This window comes from Psychroserpens jangbogonensis, assembly GCF_000797465.1.
GTDB classification, from domain to species: Bacteria; Bacteroidota; Bacteroidia; order Flavobacteriales; family Flavobacteriaceae; genus Psychroserpens; species Psychroserpens jangbogonensis.
On record NZ_JSWG01000009.1, the window covers coordinates 43,895 to 64,479 of the forward strand.

The following is a 20,585-nucleotide window of genomic DNA, read 5'->3' on the forward strand; positions in this document are numbered from 1 at the left end:
TAAATTTGTTTTATGGTTAATACCTTTCCTATTAGAAAAATTATTCATGTTGATATGGATGCATTTTATGCCTCTGTAGCCCAAATGGATTATCCTGAACTTAGAGGTAAACCTGTAGTTGTTGGTGGTGGTGGCACTCGAGGTGTGATTAGTGCAGCAAGTTATGAAGCCAGAAAATTTGGAGTGAAAAGTGCCATGTCTGGACGATTAGCAATTAAACTTTGTCCAGAATTATTATTTGTTAAAACCGATTTTGAACGTTACACTGAAATTTCAAAACAAGTTCGAAAAATATTTTATGATTATACAGATTTAGTAGAGCCCCTTTCACTTGATGAAGCCTATCTAGATGTCACTGAAAATAAAAAAGGAAACCCAAGTGCTTCACTCCTTGCTGAAGAAATCAGAACTCGTATTTTTAATGAGGTTGGTTTATCAGCTTCTGCTGGAATTTCTATCAATAAATTTATTGCCAAAGTCGCCAGTGATTATAATAAACCTAACGGACAAAAAACAGTTAACCCTGAAGAGGTTATTGCTTTCCTAGAAGATTTAGATATCAGAAAGTTTTATGGTGTTGGTAAGGTTACAGCTGAAAAAATGTATCAAAAAGGAATTTTCACAGGTAACGATTTAAAAACAAAATCACTTGAATATTTAGATAAACACTTCGGAAAATCAGGAAAGTCTTATTATTATATTGTTAGAGGAATTCATACAAGTGAAGTAAAACCCAATCGTATAAGAAAATCACTTGCTGCCGAGCGCACTTTTAGTGAAAATCTATCTTCAGAAATATTTATGCTTGAAAAACTTGAGCATATTGCTGAAGAAGTTTCAAAGCGTTTAAACAAAAGTAAGGTCTCAGGCAAAACAATAACACTCAAAATTAAGTATAGTGACTTCACACTTCAAACTAGGAGTAAAACCTTACCATATTTTGTAAGTGAAAAAAGTATAGTTTTAGAAACTGCGAAAGATTTATTGTATCAAGAAAAGTTGAATAATTCAGTACGTTTGTTAGGTATTTCACTATCAAATTTAAATACAGATGCATCAAAAACTAATAAACCTAAAGTGATTGAAAAACCAATTAGTGTACAGCTGAAGTTTGAGTTTTAAAAACTACAACTTGTGATTTCTGAAACTCGTAATGTATTCACCATTCCTTTCTCTTGAATAGGCATTGCTGCCAAACTAATAAGCATGTCTCCAACTTCCAAATAGCCTTTTTTACAGGCAATGGCATTTACATCTTCAATGGTTTCGTCTGTACTTACAAATCTATCGTAGTAAAACGACTCAACTCCCCAAAGTAAACTTAATTGTGTTAGAATTCGCTTGTTAGAAGTAAACACTAAAATATGAGCGCTTGGTCTCCATGCCGAAATTTGAAAAGCTGTATAACCACTATTCGTTAATGTCGAAATTGCCTTAGCATTAATTTCGTTAGCCATGTTGGCTGCATGAAAACATATAGATTTTGTAATGTAACGTTTCGTTCGAATATGAGGAGGCGATTGTGGTACCTTAATTAAACTAGAGTCTTCGACACTCTTAATAATATTAGCCATTTGGGTAATAACTTGTACTGGGTAATTTCCAACAGAAGTTTCACCAGATAACATTACAGCATCAGCACCATCCATGACAGAATTGGCAACATCGTTTACCTCTGCACGTGTAGGTGTTAAGCTTGTAATCATCGTTTCCATCATTTGGGTAGCAATAATTACAGGTATTCTAGCACGTTTAGCACGTAATACTAATTGCTTTTGAATTAACGGCACTTCCTCTGCAGGAATTTCTACACCTAAATCTCCACGAGCAACCATTAGTCCGTCGCAATATGCAACAATCTTATCAATGTTTTCTACTGCTTCTGGTTTTTCAATTTTAGCTATAATTGGAATTTTATGATCACTATGTTCTTTAATTAATTCTTCAAGTTCCATTAAATCTTCTGCATGACGTACAAACGATAAAGCCATCCAATCTACTTGTAATTCACAAGCAAAAATAGCATCTTCAATATCTTTTTCTGTAAGTGCAGGCTGAGAAATATTTGTGTTTGGAAGGTTGACACCTTTTTTAGATTTCAAAGGTCCACCTTGTATCACTCTTGCTTTAACTTCTGATTTTTTATCTGTAGAAACAACTTCAAATATTAATTTCCCATCATCTAACAGAATGCGTTCTCCAGGTTTTGCATCTTGAGGAAACTTATCATATGTCATATAAACACGTTCTTTAGTGCCTTCAAAACGTTCTCCAGTTGCAAAAATAATTTCATCGCCTTCATTGACAACTACTTCACCTTTCATAACACCAACTCTCAATTTTGGTCCTTGTAAATCACCTAAAATTGCTGCATTATAACCAAATTCTTCATTTAACTCACGAATCATAGTAACTCGTTCTTTAACATCATCATAGTCGGCATGAGAGAAATTAATTCTAAAAACATTAGCGCCTTCTTCAAGCATTCTTTTTAGAACATCTTTACTACTCGTTGCAGGTCCTAAAGTAGCAACAATCTTGGTTTTCTTTTTTCGTAACATTAATTAAAAATTAAATGATCTTTTGATTTTATCTGGTCTACATCAATATTATAAGATGTAATTACTTGAGGTATTGATTGTATTTTATTGAGAATACTCTTCTCATTAAAATTTTGGTTTTCATTACTTACTTTAATTAGATAATCTACATTTTTAAATTCTGGTAATAAATTGTAGGTTTTCATAATTGAATTCTGACTCTCAAATAATGATCCAGAACTCTGCAACGCAGCTTCTTCTTTCTTACAAATATTAGACACTAAATTCCATGTAGTATCCATGATTATATTATCCCACTCATAAATGGCGTAAGAAGCAGCAAAATAATTATAGTCTAAATCTTGAGGCTTACGCTTTAAATTGAGACCTAGATGTTTATTAAGAAGATAGGCTAATCTATAATCTTCCAGCCTGCAATGAATTGCCAAAAGCGTAAAAGAAGTGTCGTAAAAATCGTCTACAAGTAACTTGTGTAAAGCCATAATTTAACCACTATCAAATGTAAATATAGTACATTATGACTAGTTTGAGATTAAGTTTTTATTAATCTTAACAGCCTAAGGCTTCGAAAACGTTATAGTACTACAAATATTTTTCAGAGAATGGAATATAAGCCATTAAAATACTTTGGAAATCTCTTTTTGGAAGGCAAAAAACGCACGTCTGGATGCTTTTTCTTCTGCTTTTTTCTTTGAGGTGGCTCTAGCTTTTGAAATGACTTTATCATTTATAGATAATTTAACAGAGAAGTGTTTTAAGTCATCATTTCCTGTGTCTTCATAAACGTTATAATCAAACGATTTTTTTTCTTTCTGACACCATTCTATAAGTAAGCTTTTATAGCTAATTACTTTTCCTTCTAAAGTTTCAATATCAACATGAGGCTTTATAACTCTTTTAAAGATAAACTTTTCGCAATGTTTATATCCTCTATCCAAGAAGATTGCTCCCACGAGAGACTCAAAAAGGTTGCCATGTATATTGTTACCAAAATTTGAGGTAGGTATTTTACTTTCAACCAAATCTATAAGTTTGAGTTCTTTTCCTAACTCATTAAGGTGTTCTCTACTTACAACTTTAGATCGCATTTTAGTTAAGTAACCTTCATCTCCTTGAGGTACTTTTTCAAATAAATAGGATGCAATAACTGCGCTTAACATGGCATCACCAACAAACTCTAATCGCTCATAATTAACTGCATTCCCATCATCATCTTTTAAATTTAAAGACCTATGAGTAAATGCTTTAATGTAAAGCTCCTTGTTTTTAGGCTTATAGCCAAGAATTTTAGAGAGTTCTAAAAAAAAATTCCCGTCTTTATTAGAACGGGAATTTAATATGTTACGAATGATGTTCATCCGCCTTTAATCTATTTTTTTGAATAATACACAAGCGTTGTGACCGCCAAATCCAAACGTATTACTCATAGCGACTTTAACGTCTCTTTTTTGTGCTTTATTTAATGTTAAATTAAGTTTAGAATCAATATTTTCATCTACAACTTTGTGATTTATTGTTGGAGGCACAATGCCGTATTCCATTGCTAAAATTGATGCAATAGATTCGATAGCTCCAGCAGCTCCTAATAAATGTCCAGTCATGGACTTTGTTGAATTAATATTGATGTTTTTTGCGTGGTCTCCAAACACTTCAGAAATCGCTTTAAGTTCAGCAACATCTCCTAGAGGTGTTGATGTTCCATGCGTGTTGATGTGATCAACTTCTTCAGGTTTTACTCCAGCATTTTCTAAACAATTTTTCATTACTGCGATAACACCAATTCCATCTGGATGTGGAGCAGTCATATGATAAGCATCAGAAGATAAACCTCCTCCGAGTACTTCAGCATAAATTTTTGCTCCTCTAGCTTTAGCGTGCTCATATTCCTCAAGAATAATAGCTCCAGCGCCTTCACCTAAAACAAAACCATCTCTAGTAGCGTCAAAAGGTCGAGAGGCCGTTTCTGGGCTTTCATTTCTTGTTGATAAAGCATGCATCGCATTAAATCCACCCATGCCTGCAATGGTTACTGCCGCTTCACTTCCACCTGTAACGATAACATCACAATGACCCAAACGGATCATATTTAATGAATCGAACATAGCGTTGGCCGAAGAGGCACATGCAGATACAGTTGTATAATTAGGTCCCATAAATCCATGTTTAATGGATATGTTTCCTGGCGCAATATCTGCAATCATTTTTGGGATAAAAAACGGATTAAATCTTGGTGTTCCATCTCCTTCTGCAAAGTTTAAAACTTCGTTTTGAAATGTTTCCAATCCTCCAATTCCTGCTCCCCAAATAACACCTACTCGTAATTTATTTACCTTTTCCAGATCTAACTTAGAATCTAAAATGGCTTCATCTGAAGCCACCATAGCATACTGTGTAAATCTATCCATTTTACGAGCTTCTTTTCTGTGTAGAAAATCTTCGGCGTTAAAGTTTTTTAATTCACAAGCGAATTTTGTTTTGAACTTTTCAGTATCAAAATATGTTATAGGTGCAGCACCACTTTTACCACTAATAAGTGCATCCCAAAATTCATCTTTGGTATTGCCTATAGGTGTAAGCGCTCCTAAACCGGTAACTACTACTCGCTTTAATTCCATAAAAATTTATTGGATTATTTTGCTTCTTCTATATAAGAGATCGCTTGACCTACTGTAGCAATGTTTTCAGCTTGATCGTCTGGGATTTGAATATCGAATTCCTTTTCAAATTCCATGATTAATTCGACAGTGTCTAATGAATCTGCTCCTAAATCGTTAGTGAAGCTCGCTTCTATAACAACTTCGTTTTCATCAACTCCTAATTTGTCTACGATAATCGCTTTTACTCTTGATGCAATGTCTGACATGATTTTTTAATTTTAAGTTTTAATTAGGTCGCAAAAATAAAAAAACTTTATTTCAATACACGCCTTTAATCTAAAAATGTGTCTGTAATTTACTAAAATTACTTTGAAGAATTTATCTTTTGCGGTCTAATTGTTAATTATTATTCCTTTTTTTGTTCTGAATAATAGTAACTGATTGTCTGTAAATGAAACGTATTGTAATCTTTGCGTCCGGAAGTGGCACTAATGCTGAAAATTTAATTGAGTTTTTTCACAACAGAGAAAATGCTTCTGTTATTCAGGTACTAACTAACAATTCTCGTGCCAAAGTTTTAGACCGTGCAAAAAATTTAAATGTTAGCGCTTTGTCTTTCAATAGAATAGCGTTTTCAAAAACAAATGATGTACTTAATATCCTTGAAGCTTCTAAACCAGATTTAATTGTCTTAGCTGGCTTTCTTTGGAAATTTCCTGAACATATTCTGAAAGCATTCCCAAACAAAGTCATTAATATTCATCCTGCTCTTTTACCAAAATACGGAGGAAAAGGAATGTATGGAATGCATGTTCATGAAGCTGTAGTTTCTAATAAAGAGAAAAAAACCGGAATCACAATTCATTATGTAAATGAAAAATATGATGAAGGTGCTATTATTTTTCAAGCAACATGTGATGTAAATGTTTCAGATTCTGCTCAAAACGTAGCCGATAAGATTCATGAATTAGAAATGGAACACTTTCCGAAAGTAGTTGAAAAACTTTTAAATGAGTAAAAAGAAAAAAAAATACTACACCGTTTGGAAAGGACATCATACTGGTGTTTTTGAATCTTGGAATGATTGTAAAGCACAAATTAAAGATTTTCAAGGCGCTCAATATAAATCATTCGCCACTTTTGATGCCGCAAAAAAAGCTCTAAAAGGCAACTATTTTGATTATATAGGGAAAAATAAATCGTTCACTAGCGAACTTACAGAAGATCAACTCAAAAAAATAGGAGTGCCAAATTACAAATCCATTTCTGTAGACGCTGCGTCTTCTGGAAATCCTGGAAAAATGGAATACCGTGGAGTGGTTACAAAAACAAAAAAACAACTCTTTATTCAAGGACCATTTGAAGAAGGTACAAATAATATTGGTGAGTTTTTAGCCATTGTACACGGACTTGCATTTCTGAAAAAGAAAGACAGCGACCTCATCATGTATACCGATTCTAGAACCGCAATGAGTTGGGTTAGAAAAAAAACCTGCAACACTAAACTAGACCGTAATGCTAAAAACAAAGCTTTGTTTGAATTGGTTGATCGTGCAGTTGATTGGTTAAAAAACAATAGCTATACTACAACTATTGTTAAATGGGAAACTAAAGCTTGGGGAGAAATTCCTGCAGATTTTGGCCGAAAATAAATTCGTTTTTTAGTCCTTAAAAAACGTATATTTGCAGCAAATTTTAAAACGCCTTATGAGCAAATTAGTTATAGTTGGTACAGTCGCTTTTGATGCTATCGAAACCCCTTTTGGAAAAACAGATAAAATTTTAGGTGGTGCAGCCACTTTTATTGGATTAGCAGCATCTCAATTTGATGTAGATTCTGCTGCAGTTTCTGTAGTTGGTGGTGATTTTCCACAAGAATATTTAGACTTATTATCAGATAGAAACGTAAACATAGAAGGTATAGAAATCGTTAAAGAAGGAAAAACTTTCTTCTGGAGTGGTAAGTATCATAATGATATGAATTCAAGAGATACTTTAGCCACAGAACTAAATGTACTTGCAGATTTTGACCCTAAAGTTCCAGTTCACTATCAAGATGCCGAAGTTGTAATGTTAGGAAACTTGCATCCAATGGTTCAAATGAGTGTATTAAATCAAATGACTAATAAGCCAAAAATGGTTATTTTAGACACCATGAATTTCTGGATGGATTGTGCTCTTGAAGATTTACACAAGGTCATAGAAAAAGTAGATGTTATTACCATAAATGATGAAGAAGCAAGACAGTTAACTGGAGAATATTCTTTAGTTGTAGCTGCTCGTAAAATTCATGAGATGGGACCAAAATATGTTGTGATTAAGAAAGGAGAACATGGTGCATTATTATTTCATGAGGATAATGTGTTTTATGCTCCAGCCTTACCTTTAGAAGAAGTCTTTGATCCAACAGGAGCAGGTGACACCTTTGCTGGTGGTTTTGCTGGTTATTTAGCAAGTACAGAAGATTATTCTTTTGAGAACATGAAAAATGCTGTCATATTTGGTTCAAACTTGGCCTCCTTCTGTGTGGAGAAATTTGGTACAGAACGTATGCAACATTTAACGAAAGATGAAATTGACTACAGACTAAAAGAGTTCAAACAACTCACTCAATTTAATATTGAATTATCATAAACCAACGCGCTCAAAATTGAGCGCGTTTTTTATTTAATACTAAATCCGAAATTTATAATTTTGGAACACTTAAAAACAAGAATACAACAATGAGCGATGCTTTAAAACATGAATGCGGAATTGCACTCGTAAGACTTAAAAAACCATTAGAGTATTACAAAGAAAAGTACGGAAGTGCATTTTACGGCGTAAACAAAATGTATCTCATGATGGAGAAGCAGCACAATCGTGGTCAAGATGGAGCTGGTTTTGCAAGTATTAAATTAGATACTTTACCTGGAGAACGCTATATAAGTCGAGTACGATCTATCGCTCAGCAGCCAATTCAAGATATTTTTGCTCAAATAAATGAACGCATCAATGATGAGTTAGATGAGCATCCTGAATACCAAGATAATGTGGCACTTCAAAAAAAACATATACCATATATAGGTGAATTGCTTTTAGGTCATGTTCGTTATGGAACCTTTGGGAAAAACAGTGTTGAGAGTGTTCATCCATTTTTAAGACAAAACAATTGGATGCATAGAAATCTTATTGTAGCTGGAAACTTTAATATGACCAATGTAAACGAATTGTTTGATGGCTTAGTTGAACTTGGTCAGCATCCTAAAGATAAGGTTGACACCATTACTATTATGGAGAAAATTGGTCACTTTCTTGATGATGCGGTTAGTAAAATTTATAAAAATCTTAAAAAAGAAGGCTACAGTAAAAGCGAATGTTCTCCTTTAATTGCAGAACGTTTAAATGTTGCTAAAATATTGAAAAAAGCATCTAAAAACTGGGATGGTGGTTATGCTATGGCTGGTTTATTAGGTCATGGAGATTCTTTTGTACTGCGAGATCCTGCTGGCATTAGACCAACTTATTATTTTGAAGATGATGAGATAGTCGCTGTCGCATCAGAGCGTCCTGTATTACAAACTGTATTTAATGTTGATTTTGAAGATGTAAAGGAATTAGCTCCAGGACATGCTATTATTACTAAGAAATCTGGAGAGGTATTCATTGAAAAAATCATTGAACCTTTAGAACGAAAAGCTTGTTCGTTTGAACGTATTTATTTTTCAAGAGGAAGTGATGCAGAGATTTATCAGGAGCGTAAAACTTTAGGGAAATTATTAATGCCTAAAGTATTAGAAGCTATAAATGAAGACACTAAAAATACAGTCTTTTCATATATACCAAATACTGCCGAAACTTCGTTCTTCGGAATGATAGAAACTGTTGAACAACATCTCAACGAACGAAAAACACAAGCAATATTAAATGGTAACGGAAAACTTTCAGCAGAAAACGTAACCGAGATTCTTTCTGAAAGACCTAGAATTGAAAAGATTGCCATCAAAGATGTAAAACTTAGAACCTTCATTACAGAAGACAGTAGTCGTGATGACTTAGTAGCTCATGTTTATGATGTCACCTATGGTGTTATTAAACCAACTGACAACTTAGTAATTATAGATGATAGTATTGTAAGAGGTACAACACTTAAAAAGAGTATCATTAAAATGATGGATCGCTTAAACCCGAAACAAATTGTCGTGGTTTCATCTGCTCCACAAATTCGTTATCCAGATTGTTATGGTATTGACATGGCAAACCTTGAAGGTTTAATCGCTTTTAGAGCCATGCTTGAGTTATTAAAAGAAAATGATAAATACCACATGATTGAAGAGGTATATCATAAGTGCAAAGCTCAACTAAAATTAAAAGACCGTAAGGTCAAAAACTTTGTAAAAGATTTATATAGTGAATTTACTGTTGATCAGATTTCAGATAAGATTTCAGAATTGATATCAGACGATACTGTAAAAGCAAAGGTGAAAACTATTTTTCAGCCAATAGAAAATCTACATAAAGCATGTCCTAAAAATTTAGGAGATTGGTATTTCACGGGAAACTATCCTACTGCTGGTGGTAATCGTGTGGTTAACAAGGCTTTTATTAATTTTTACGAAGGGAATAAAGAAAGAGCCTACTAGACAAAATACATAATATTAGCGTTTTATCCGAAAAAAAGTGTTGTTTGTCCGAAAAAAATGCTTTTCGTCTGATTTTTGTTTAGGATTAAACAAAATACACATACATTGGTGTCACCATAACATAAGTAGGTTAAGTTCATGGTAGATTTGGGGCAAAAAAAGGTGAACGTAAGTTCACCTTTTTTTATTAACATAGGTTAATAATTATATAACGACTTGTTTCTCAATTTCTTTATACAATCAATTAAAGCATTTCTTTATTGCTACTAATGATGCCGTTTTCCCCGTTTAAGCCAATTTATTCGTCGTTAGTCTAATAAATTTAACAATTAGAAAAAAGTCCAGTTATATTTGTTTCACCATAACATAAGTAGGTTAAGTTTATGGTAGATTTGGGGCAAAAAGGTGAACGTAAGTTCACCTTTTTCATTTTTAGTCCATATCAAAACTAAATCCTTTTCTATTTCTAAAGCACAAAAAAAGCAAACCCAATAGAGTCTGCTTTCCTTCAATTTATATTTAGAGATATTACTTTGCTTCTGCGTAACGTCTTTCAACTTCATTCCAGTTAACAACTTTAAAAAAGGCTTCAATATAATCTGGTCGTCTATTTTGATAATTTAAATAGTACGCGTGCTCCCAAACATCTAATCCTAAAATTGGTGTTCCTCCACAAGTAACACCAGGCATTAACGGGTTATCCTGATTTGGTGTTGAACATACTTCAACCTTTCCTCCTTTATGAACACATAACCATGCCCAACCTGATCCAAACTGTGTTGCTGCAGCCTTACTAAAAGCTTCAACAAAAGCATCTTTAGATCCAAATTCTGCGTCGATAGCATCTTTTAAATCACCAGATAAATAACCTCGATCTTCTGGATTCATTACTTCCCAAAACAATGAATGGTTATAAAAACCTCCTCCATTATTTCTAACACCAGCATTATTCATGTCAAGATTTGTTAAAATATCTCCAATAGATTTCCCTTCTAATTCTGTACCTGCAATAGCGGCATTAAGTTTAGAAGTGTAACCATTATGATGTTTAGAGTGATGAATTTCCATTGTACGAGCATCAATATGAGGTTCTAAAGCGTCGTATGCGTATTTTAATTTCGGTAATTCGAAAGCCATAATATTATGTTTTATATGTTAATATGTAATGATACCAAATTTACATATAATACAGCGCAATTAAAAATATTAAATAGCTATGAACTCATTGATAGTTTTTATAATTTTAAGCGTGCAAAAGCAATCACCATTTACAATTTACAACGCATCCGCTGGAAGCGGAAAAACCTATACCTTGGTTCAAGACTATTTAAAGATTCTCTTTACATCAAATAGTCTATTAACTTTCAAGAATATTTTGGCACTCACCTTCACTAACAAAGCCGTTGGAGAAATGAAGGAGCGAATTATAGAAACACTAAAATCGTTTTCTAACGAATCTATTTTTGAAAGCTCAAACAGTATGTTTGAAACTATTGCAAAAGATTTGAATCTAGAACCAAAAGCACTTCATGAAAGGTCTAAAATCCTCTTGCATACCATGGTTCATAATTATGCTGCATTTGACATTTCTACTATTGATAAGTTCAATCATAAGCTCATTCGTACATTTGCTCATGACTTAAAACTTCCAGTTAATTTTGAAGTTGAACTTGACACAAAAACGATGTTAGGAAAGGCTGTCGACAAACTTATTGATAAGGCAGGAAGCGATAATGAGTTAACAAAAGTGTTAGTTGATTTTGCTATAGAGAAAACTGATGACGATAGAAGTTGGGACATTTCATATGACTTTAATTCAATTGCAGAATTATTAATTAATGAAAATGAAATTGCGTATATCGATCAGCTCAAAGACAAAACCCTTAAAGACTTTAGGGCTCTAAAAGCAAATTTGCAAAAGCAACACAAAAATGCAATTGAGCAGGTTTCAGAAGTCGCTGAAACTATTCTTGAATTAATAAGTCAGTCTAATCTGGCTCATGATGATTTTTCAAGTAGTTATTTGCCAAAGCATTTCATTAAACTAGCTGATGGAAATTTCAAAGTATCGTTTTCAACTAAATGGCAAAAAGACCTAGTAGAAGGGTTGCCAATTTATCCTAAAAAAGCTTCAGATGACGTTGGTAATTCTATTGAAAGCATACGACAACAATTAACAGATGCGTTTCTAAAAACGAAAAAAGCTGTCTTTCAAATTAAATTTCTGAAAAATGCACTAAACAATATTACGCCTCTATCGGTTTTAGGCGCCATTAAAAAAACACTAGACGAACTAAAAGAAGAAGACAACCTATTATTAATTTCTGAGTTTAATGCGATCATCAATAAAGAAATTAAAGAACAACCTACTCCTTTTATATATGAGCGAATTGGTGAAAAGTTTAAACATTATTTTATTGATGAATTTCAAGATACTTCAGTTTTACAATGGGAAAACTTAATTCCGTTAGTTGATAGTGCTATTACTGGTCAAAGTTTAAAAGGCGAAACAGGAACAGCTATGTTGGTTGGAGATGCAAAGCAAGCTATTTATAGGTGGCGAGGTGGACGTGCTGAACAATTTATTGATTTATACTCTGAAGGAAATCCGTTTCATATAGATAAAACGGTTAGAAATTTACCCTCTAATTATAGAAGCTTTAAAAGTATCGTAGAATTCAACAATACTTTTTTTAATCATATTTCTGAATTCGCATTTTCTAATCCGCAGCATCAACATATTTATGAAAATGCACATCAAGAATTGATATTTGAAAATGAAGGTTATGTGGATCTATCCTTCTTGAATATAGATAATGAAGACAAGAATGAAGTGTATTGCGAAGCCGTCTTAAATAGCATTAAGAAAGCAGAGTTAAACGGCTTTTTACTTAAAGATATTTGCATTATTGTTAGGAGAAAAAAAGAAGGTATTGCTATTGCAGAATATTTAAGCGGAAAAAATTATTCAATAATATCTTCAGAAACTTTAATGCTTAAAAATTCTCCTGAAGTTAATTTTATTGCCAATATTTTAACCTTAGTAATACAACCAAATAACGATGAAGTTAAGATGGAAGTCTTAAGTTATTTGGCAGAACATCAATTGACACTAAATGATAAACATGAGTTTTTTAGTCAATTAATTCACAATGATATTTTCACCTTATTTGATGCGCTCAAAGATTTTGGTTACGAATTTGATTTTACTAGATTTTTACAGTTACCTATTTACGAAGCTATTGAAAGTATTGTTAGACAATTCAAACTTAATACTTCGTCAAATGCTTACATTCAGTTTTTCTTGGATGAAGTTTTAGACTATTCTCAAAAGTATAACACAAGTCTTTCTGGGTTTTTGGATTATTGGAATAGGAAAAAGGACACTTTAAGTATTGTTTCGCCTCAAGGTGAAAATGCAGTTCAGATTATGACAATTCATAAGTCGAAAGGTTTAGAGTTTCCGGTAGTTATTTTTCCTTATGCTAATCAAGGTATTTATTTTGATTTAAATCCAAAAGTTTGGTTTCCTGTCGATAAAGATAATTTTAATGGATTTTCTAATTTGTATCTGAATCTTAACAAAGACTTCGAAGATTATAATGAAGTTAGCAACACCATATATAATGAATACCAATCAGAACTTGAATTAGATAGCATTAATTTACTCTATGTAGTTCTTACAAGAGCAATAGAACAATTGTATATCATCTCAGAATTTGATGTGGATAAAAAAACTCAAACTGAAAAACTAAAGAACTACTCAGGCTTATTTATTAATTATTTAAAGTCAATTAATCACTGGGAAGATGACAGATTTAGTTACAGCTTTGGGAATCCAACAAAGACTTCCGAAGAAAAACCAATTTTACATAATACCACATATCAAGGTGAATTTATTTCAACAGCTAAAGAAGAACACAATTTAAATATCGTAACAAGTTCGGGATATTTATGGGATACACTTCAAGAGAAAGCCAAGGAAAAAGGAAACTTGATTCATGATATCATGGCTGAAATTAAAACGATTGAAGATGTTGAGTATGTTTTAACAGATTTTGAAAGTTTAGGCAAAATAAATACGTTACAACATGATAAACTAAAAATAACGGTTTATGATATTATTAATCACAGTCAATTACAATCTTATTTTAATTCTGATCTTACCATATATAATGAACAAGATATTATTACTAAAAGAGGATCTCTTCTTAGGCCAGATCGAGTTGTTATAAATACTGAAAATGAAGCTGTTATTATCGATTACAAAACAGGTCAAACCAATTCCAAACACCAAGAGCAACTTTACGATTACCAATTGGTTTTAGAAGAAATGAACTTTAAAGTCATTAAAAAGGTTCTCATATATATTAATGATGAAATAACTGTAAAAGAATTTTAAATTTGTAAAAAATTAGCAAACATGTACGGAAAAATCCAAGAACATTTACAAACTGAATTACAAAACATAAAAGATGATGGGCTTTTTAAAGAAGAACGCATTATCACTTCAGCTCAAGGCGCTGAGATTACATTAAACACAGGTCAAAAAGTATTAAACTTTTGTGCCAATAACTATTTAGGACTTTCGTCACATCCAGATGTTATACAAGCAGCTAAAGATGTTATGGATACTCATGGCTTTGGAATGTCATCGGTTCGATTTATTTGTGGTACTCAAGATATTCACAAAACCTTAGAGGCTAAGATTGCAGAATTTTATGGTACAGAAGATACTATATTATATGCTGCTGCCTTTGATGCTAATGGAGGCGTTTTCGAACCTTTATTAGGAAAAGAAGATGCTATAATTTCAGATTCATTAAACCACGCATCTATTATAGATGGTGTGCGCTTGTGTAAAGCAGCTAGGTATCGTTATAAGAATAACGATATGAGCGATCTGGAGCAACAACTTATTGCAGCTAATGAAAATGGTGCGCGTTTTAAAATTATTGTAACCGATGGCGTATTCTCTATGGACGGCTTAGTAGCTCCTTTAGATCAAATTAGTGAATTAGCAGATAAGTATGATGCTATGGTTATGATTGACGAATGTCATGCTACTGGTTTTATTGGTGAAACTGGTCGAGGTACACTTGAAGAAAAAGGTGTAATGGGACGTATCGATATTATTACTGGAACTTTAGGTAAAGCGCTTGGTGGAGCCATGGGAGGTTATACAACAGGTAAGAAAGAAATAATTGAAATGTTAAGACAACGCTCAAGACCTTATTTGTTTTCCAATTCTTTAGCTCCTGCAATTGTAGGTGCTTCTATCAAAGTATTTGATATGCTTTCTAACGACACTTCACTTAGAGACACTTTAGAAGAAAATACAAATTACTTCAAAAAAGGTATTAAGGACGCTGGTTTTGATGTCATAGATGGAGATTCGGCTATTGTACCTGTAATGCTTTACGATGCAAAGCTCTCTCAAACCATGGCAAAAATGTTATTAGATGAAGGAATTTACGTAATTGGATTCTTCTTTCCAGTCGTTCCAAAAGAAAAAGCAAGGATACGTGTTCAGTTGTCTGCAGCCCACAAAAAAGCTCATTTAGACAAAGCTATCGAAGCCTTTATTAAAGTAGGAAAACAACTAAATATTATTTAAAATCACTCCAAACTCCCTAAATTTAATAGAACTAATCAATATTTTTATATATTTGTCTTTGTTAATAAAATTTAACAACTTACTTTTGCTTAGAATTAACACTTATAACACTTAAAATTAAAATTATTAGAATATGAAAAATCTTAGCAGATTATTTTTCGTTTTGTTGCTTGCTTTAAGCTTCAGCGCTAATGCACAGGATGAAAACAACCCTTGGAAAATTCACATTGGTGTAAACGCAGTTGACATGTATCCAGTTGGAGAAGATGCTCCAAGAGGTGACTTCCTTGACGAATTTTTTAACTTAGATGACCATTGGAATATCCTTCCATCTTTGTCAACAGTATCTGTTTCTAGATACTTAAGCGAAGGTTTTAGCATTACAGCAGCAGGTTCTATTAACGAAATCTCAAAATTTGGTGATACTAAAGTAAATGACTTATCATACTATGCATTAGATGGTACAATTTCTTATGGTTTCATGAAACTTTTAAAGTCTAATAGCGTTGACCCTTTCTTAGGTGTTGGTGGTGGTTATACTTGGATTGATGAAATTGGAGCAGGTACTTTTAATGGTACAGTAGGTATTAACTATTGGTTTAGTGATAACTTAGCTTTAACTGCTCAGTCTTCTTATAAGTCTTCTTTCGAAGATTACTTACAAGATCATTTTCAACATTCATTAGGTATATCAGTTAAATTTGGTGGAAAAGACACTGATTCTGATGGTATCTATGACAAAAACGATGCTTGTCCAGATGTTCCTGGTTTAGAAGCCTTCAATGGTTGTCCAGATTCTGACAATGATGGTATCGAAGATTCTAAAGATGATTGTCCTAACGAAGCTGGTTTAGCTGAATTTAATGGTTGTCCTGATTCTGATGGTGATGGTGTAGCTGATAAAAATGATGATTGTCCTACTGTCGCAGGTCTTGCAGCTCTTAACGGTTGTCCAGATGCTGATAATGATGGTGTAGCTGATAATGCTGATGATTGTCCTAACGAAGCTGGTCCATCTGCTAACAAAGGATGTCCTTGGGCTGATACTGATGGTGATGGTGTTTTAGATAAAGATGATAAATGTCCTAGCGAAGTTGGTACAGTAGCTAATAATGGTTGTCCAGAAATTCACCCTACTGCAGAAGTTGTGAGCGCTTTAAATACTTACGCAAGAGATGTCTTATTCAATTCAGGTAAGTCAACTTTCAAAGCTGAAACTGATAAAGTATTACAAGCTATGACAGTGATATTTAAAGAATATCCAAAGGCTAACTTCTCTATAGAAGGTCATACTGATAGTGATGGTGCAAAAACATCTAACCAGTTATTATCTGAAAGAAGAGCTAGTGCAGTTAGAGATTACTTAATCTCTAATGGTATTGCTGCTGATAGATTAACTTCTAAAGGTTTTGGAGAAGATTACCCAATCGATTCAAACAAAACTAGAGCTGGTAAAGCAAATAACAGACGTGTTGAAGTAAAACTTATAAAATAAGTTTTATCAAACATTACAAATAAGTTTTAAAAAACGCTCCGAAATTCGGAGCGTTTTTTATTTTTATACTATGGTAAGTTTTTTAAATGATGTTATTGTTGACCTTCAAAAAAAGAATGCAGAATTTTCGCAATTAACATTCATTTTACCAAGTAAAAGAGCAGGAGTATTTCTTAAGCACAGCATTTCTAAACATCTTAACAAAACAATTTTTGCTCCCAAAATTCTATCTATTGAAGAATTTGTTGAAACACTTTCTGATCTTAAATACGCCAACAACACTGAGCTTCTTTTTGAGTTTTATAAAGTTTATTTGACACACACACCAAAAGATCTCATCGAACCATTTGATACGTTTTCAAAATGGGCCCAAATACTTCTTCAAGATTTTAATGAAATTGATCGTTATCTTGTTCCTCCTAATCAAATCTTTGACTATCTAAATGCTATAAAAGAAGTAGAGCATCAGCATTGGTCTCTGGATGAAGATCAAACATCATATGTAAAAAATTATCTCTCCTTCTGGAATCGTTTAAAACTATATTATTCTGAACTAAACAATCAATTGATTAGTAGTAAAAAAGGTTATCAAGGCCTTGTTTACAAAGAAGCTATTGAAAACCTCGAACAGTTTATAGCCTCCCAAAAAAATGAAACTTATGTGTTTGTTGGCTTTAATGCACTTAATAAAGCAGAAGAAATAATCATTCAAGAACTTCTGCAACAAAATATAGCTCATATATATTGGGATATAGATGATAGCTTTGTAAAGGATCAAATTCATGATGCAGGTTTATTTATAAGAGCACACAAGGCACAGTGGCATTACTTTAATAAAGAAGATTTTAATTGGTTCTCGGATTATTATACTACCGATAAAAAAATAAAATGCATAGGTACTCCAAAAAACATTGGTCAAATAAAATATGTAGGTGAACTGTTATCAAAATTAAAAGACAAGAACGAATCCTTAGAGCATACTGCAATTGTTTTAGGAGATGAGTCTTTACTCATTCCGTTATTAAATTCTATTCCTAAAGACATAGGGCCTATAAATATTACAATGGGTCTTCCGTTAGGCACCATTCCAATGGCTTCATTATTTGAGAGTCTTTTCAAGTTACACAAATCAGATAGTCCAACACTTTACCATAAGGATGTCATTTCTATTTTATCAAATCAGTTTGTAAAACCACTTTTCAATATTGAAAACAGTAATGTTTCAGATAAAATTATTTATGAAATCCAACAAAATAACATTAGTTATATTTCAATCGATAAGTTAAAAACACTTGGTAGTACTAAGTCTGAAATTCTAGAATTACTATTTGGCTCATGGCAAAACAATTCAGAAAATGCTTTAAAAAAATGTACACAGCTCATTTTAGAAATAAAAGATTCATTAGATCAGAATAAGCATGATAATTTATTAGCATTAGAATACTTATATCGATTTAATGTCATTTTTAATGAACTGAATAATTTAAACAACACGTATTCATATATAAATAGCATCTCTGTTCTTTTCGGGCTTTATAAAGAGCTTTTGAAGAGTGAGACTTTAGACTTTAAGGGAGAGCCTCTTAAAGGTCTTCAAATAATGGGAATGCTAGAGTCTAGAGTTCTAGACTTTGAAACGGTTATTATTACTTCAGTTAACGAAGGTGTTCTGCCAGCAGGTAAAAGTAACAACTCCTTTATTCCGTTTGATGTAAAGCTTGAAAACAACATGCCAACCTATAAAGAAAAAGATGCAGTATACACTTACCATTTTTATAGATTGCTGCAACGTGCTGAAAACATACACATCATTTATAATACTGAACCTGACGTTTTAAATGGAGGTGAAAAAAGCCGCTTTATAACACAATTAGAGATTGAAAAAACTCATGACATTACACATGTAGTAGTCACCCCAAAAGTTCCAATAACTGAACAAAATCTTATTGAGGTTTCAAAATCATCAGATGTTATTGAAGGGCTTAAACGATATTCTAAATCAGGGTTTTCACCATCATCACTTACAAACTACATTAGAAATCCTATAGCATTCTACTATGAAAAAATACTAGGAATAAAACAATATGAAGATGTAGAAGAAAGTGTTGCCTTAAATACTTTAGGAACTATAATTCACAACACTCTTGAAGATTTTTATAAACCTCTTGAAGGTCACATCTTAACTCTCGAGGAAATTACTAAAATGGTGTCAAAAATAGACGCTATTGTTGGACATCATTTTAAAACCGAATACAAACAAGGTGATGTTACTAGAGGGAAAAACCTTATAATTTATGAAATAGCTAAACACTATATATCAAATTTCTTAAGCCTTGAAAGTAAGGCTATCAAAGAAGGGAATTCCATTAAAATCTTGGCTATTGAAACGAAAAATGACGTATCATTGGAAATTGATGGTTTAAGTTTTCCCATTAATTTAACTGGAAAAGTAGATCGTGTAGATAGTTATAATGGCGTCACAAGGATTATCGATTATAAAACTGGTCGCGTTGAACAAAACAAAGTCGAAATTGTAAATTGGGAAGACATTACAACAGATTATGATAAGTATAGCAAAAGTTTTCAAATATTAATGTATGCCTATATGATGCATAAACAGAAAAAGATAGAGTTGCCTGTTGAAGCCGGAATTGTATCATTTAAAAAATTGGGTTCAGGGTTTATAAAATTTGGAAAAAAAGAAACTCAAGGAACAAGAACTAAAGACAATTCTATAACAGAAGAAACATTAATAGCTTTTGAAATAGAATTGAAAAAACTCATCTTCGAAATCTGTAATCCCAGTACTAATTTTGTAGAAAAAGAAGTTTAACAATGATTACAAAAAATCAGATACTTCACAGAAAAAACAACAAACCTATTGTTTGGGATGCCTATTTTAAATCTGATGGTGTAAAAAAACCTATAGTCATCTTTTGCCACGGTTATAAAGGGTTTAAAGATTGGGGAAGTTGGGATTTAGTAGCAAAAACTTTTAGTAATCAGAATCTGTTTTTTGTGAAATTTAATTTTTCTCATAATGGAGGAACTATAGATAACCCTATAGATTTCCCTGATTTAAAAGCTTTTTCTGAGAACAACTACACAAAAGAGCTTATCGACCTAGATGATATCCTCAACCTTATTCTTTCTGAAAACTTCAAACATAAAAACGAAATTGACATCTCAAATATCACGCTTATTGGGCATTCTAGAGGTGGCGGAATTTCAATTATAAAAGCTTCAGAAGATCAAAGAATCACAAAACTTATCACTTGGGCAAGCGTAAGTGATTATGGCTCTCGTTTTGGCTCAAGTATTGAGATAATTGAATGGCAAGAAAATGGTGTAAAGTATGTTTTAAATGGTAGAACAAAACAAAAAATGCCTCATCTCTATCAATTTTATGAAGATTTTCAAATAAATAGAGAACGTCTTAATATTGAACACTCAGTAAAAAAACTAGAAATACCATTTTTAATTATTCATGCAAAAGGAGATTCTTCTGTTACTATTAAGGAGGCAGACTCTCTAAATTCGTGGAATTCTAAAAGTGAACTACTTAAAATCGAAGACAGCAATCATGTTTTTGGAGCATCTCATCCTTGGGGAAAAGATAAGCTTCCAGAAAACTTAAAAAGTGTTGTAGAAAAAAGCATTGAATTTATAACTTAAATAATTTGTAGTTTTAAA

General features: G+C 32.5%; 16 protein-coding genes. 10 read left to right on the forward strand and 6 right to left on the reverse strand.

The window, feature by feature from the left end:
• The first annotated feature begins 12 nt into the window (after positions 1-12).
• Entirely contained in the window at positions 13-1,122 is a 1,110-nt protein-coding gene (gene dinB, locus RH81_RS07295) for a DNA polymerase IV (RefSeq protein ID WP_033959398.1), read from the forward strand.
• Here dinB and pyk read toward each other — a convergent pair.
• From pyk to RH81_RS07320, 5 genes are all read right to left on the reverse strand, one after another.
• Positions 1,119-2,561 (reverse strand): pyruvate kinase, encoded by a 1,443-nt coding sequence (gene pyk, locus RH81_RS07300; protein WP_033959399.1) that lies wholly within the window; start codon positions 2,559-2,561, stop codon positions 1,119-1,121. The two genes, dinB and pyk, sit on opposite strands and share 4 nt — an antisense overlap.
• Entirely contained in the window at positions 2,561-3,043 is a 483-nt protein-coding gene (locus RH81_RS07305) for an IPExxxVDY family protein (protein ID WP_033959400.1), read from the reverse strand. The genes pyk and RH81_RS07305 overlap by 1 nt, the downstream gene beginning before the upstream one ends.
• A gap of 135 nt (positions 3,044-3,178) precedes the next feature.
• The gene (gene rnc, locus RH81_RS07310; protein WP_033959402.1) at positions 3,179-3,919 is read right to left on the reverse strand and encodes a ribonuclease III; all 741 of its coding nucleotides are present in this window, start codon (positions 3,917-3,919) and stop codon (positions 3,179-3,181) included.
• 6 nt (positions 3,920-3,925) lie between these two features.
• The gene (fabF, locus tag RH81_RS07315; RefSeq protein WP_033959403.1) at positions 3,926-5,176 is read right to left on the reverse strand and encodes a beta-ketoacyl-ACP synthase II; all 1,251 of its coding nucleotides are present in this window, start codon (positions 5,174-5,176) and stop codon (positions 3,926-3,928) included.
• A gap of 14 nt (positions 5,177-5,190) precedes the next feature.
• Entirely contained in the window at positions 5,191-5,424 is a 234-nt protein-coding gene (locus RH81_RS07320; protein WP_033959404.1) for an acyl carrier protein, read from the reverse strand.
• 185 nt (positions 5,425-5,609) lie between these two features.
• Here RH81_RS07320 and purN point away from each other — a divergent pair, with 185 nt between their 5' ends.
• The 4 genes from purN to RH81_RS07340 all read left to right on the forward strand — a co-directional run bounded on the left by purN (position 5,610) and on the right by RH81_RS07340 (position 9,780).
• Positions 5,610-6,176: a phosphoribosylglycinamide formyltransferase gene (gene purN, locus RH81_RS07325; protein WP_033959405.1), complete on the forward strand. Its 567-nt coding sequence runs from the start codon at positions 5,610-5,612 to the stop codon at positions 6,174-6,176.
• Complete coding sequence (locus tag RH81_RS07330) at positions 6,169-6,810, forward strand: ribonuclease H1 domain-containing protein (RefSeq protein WP_033959406.1); 642 nt, start codon at positions 6,169-6,171, stop codon at positions 6,808-6,810. The genes purN and RH81_RS07330 overlap by 8 nt, the downstream gene beginning before the upstream one ends.
• Positions 6,811-6,865: 55 nt before the next feature.
• Positions 6,866-7,792 carry a PfkB family carbohydrate kinase gene (locus RH81_RS07335; RefSeq protein WP_033959407.1) on the forward strand — a complete coding sequence of 309 codons (927 nt, stop codon included), beginning with the start codon at positions 6,866-6,868 and terminating at the stop codon, positions 7,790-7,792.
• An 89-nt stretch (positions 7,793-7,881) separates the two neighbouring features.
• Positions 7,882-9,780, forward strand: coding sequence for an amidophosphoribosyltransferase (locus RH81_RS07340; protein ID WP_033959408.1), 1,899 nt, complete (start codon positions 7,882-7,884; stop codon positions 9,778-9,780).
• 528 nt (positions 9,781-10,308) lie between these two features.
• Here the strand turns inward: RH81_RS07340 and RH81_RS07345 are convergent.
• Positions 10,309-10,917 carry a superoxide dismutase gene (locus RH81_RS07345; RefSeq protein WP_033959409.1) on the reverse strand — a complete coding sequence of 203 codons (609 nt, stop codon included), beginning with the start codon at positions 10,915-10,917 and terminating at the stop codon, positions 10,309-10,311.
• 79 nt (positions 10,918-10,996) lie between these two features.
• On the opposite strand from RH81_RS07345, the gene RH81_RS07350 reads away from it, so the two are divergent.
• From RH81_RS07350 to RH81_RS07370, 5 genes are all read left to right on the forward strand, one after another.
• Positions 10,997-14,182 (forward strand): UvrD-helicase domain-containing protein, encoded by a 3,186-nt coding sequence (locus RH81_RS07350; protein WP_052172462.1) that lies wholly within the window; start codon positions 10,997-10,999, stop codon positions 14,180-14,182.
• Positions 14,183-14,203: 21 nt separating this feature from the next.
• Positions 14,204-15,397, forward strand: coding sequence for a glycine C-acetyltransferase (gene kbl / locus RH81_RS07355; protein WP_033959410.1), 1,194 nt, complete (start codon positions 14,204-14,206; stop codon positions 15,395-15,397).
• Between the two features lie 133 nt (positions 15,398-15,530).
• Complete coding sequence (locus RH81_RS07360) at positions 15,531-16,892, forward strand: OmpA family protein (protein ID WP_033959411.1); 1,362 nt, start codon at positions 15,531-15,533, stop codon at positions 16,890-16,892.
• Positions 16,893-16,962: 70 nt separating this feature from the next.
• Positions 16,963-19,725 carry a PD-(D/E)XK nuclease family protein gene (locus RH81_RS07365; RefSeq protein WP_033959412.1) on the forward strand — a complete coding sequence of 921 codons (2,763 nt, stop codon included), beginning with the start codon at positions 16,963-16,965 and terminating at the stop codon, positions 19,723-19,725.
• A 2-nt stretch (positions 19,726-19,727) separates the two neighbouring features.
• Positions 19,728-20,567, forward strand: coding sequence for an alpha/beta hydrolase family protein (locus RH81_RS07370; RefSeq protein WP_033959413.1), 840 nt, complete (start codon positions 19,728-19,730; stop codon positions 20,565-20,567).
• The last annotated feature ends 18 nt before the right edge of the window (positions 20,568-20,585 follow it).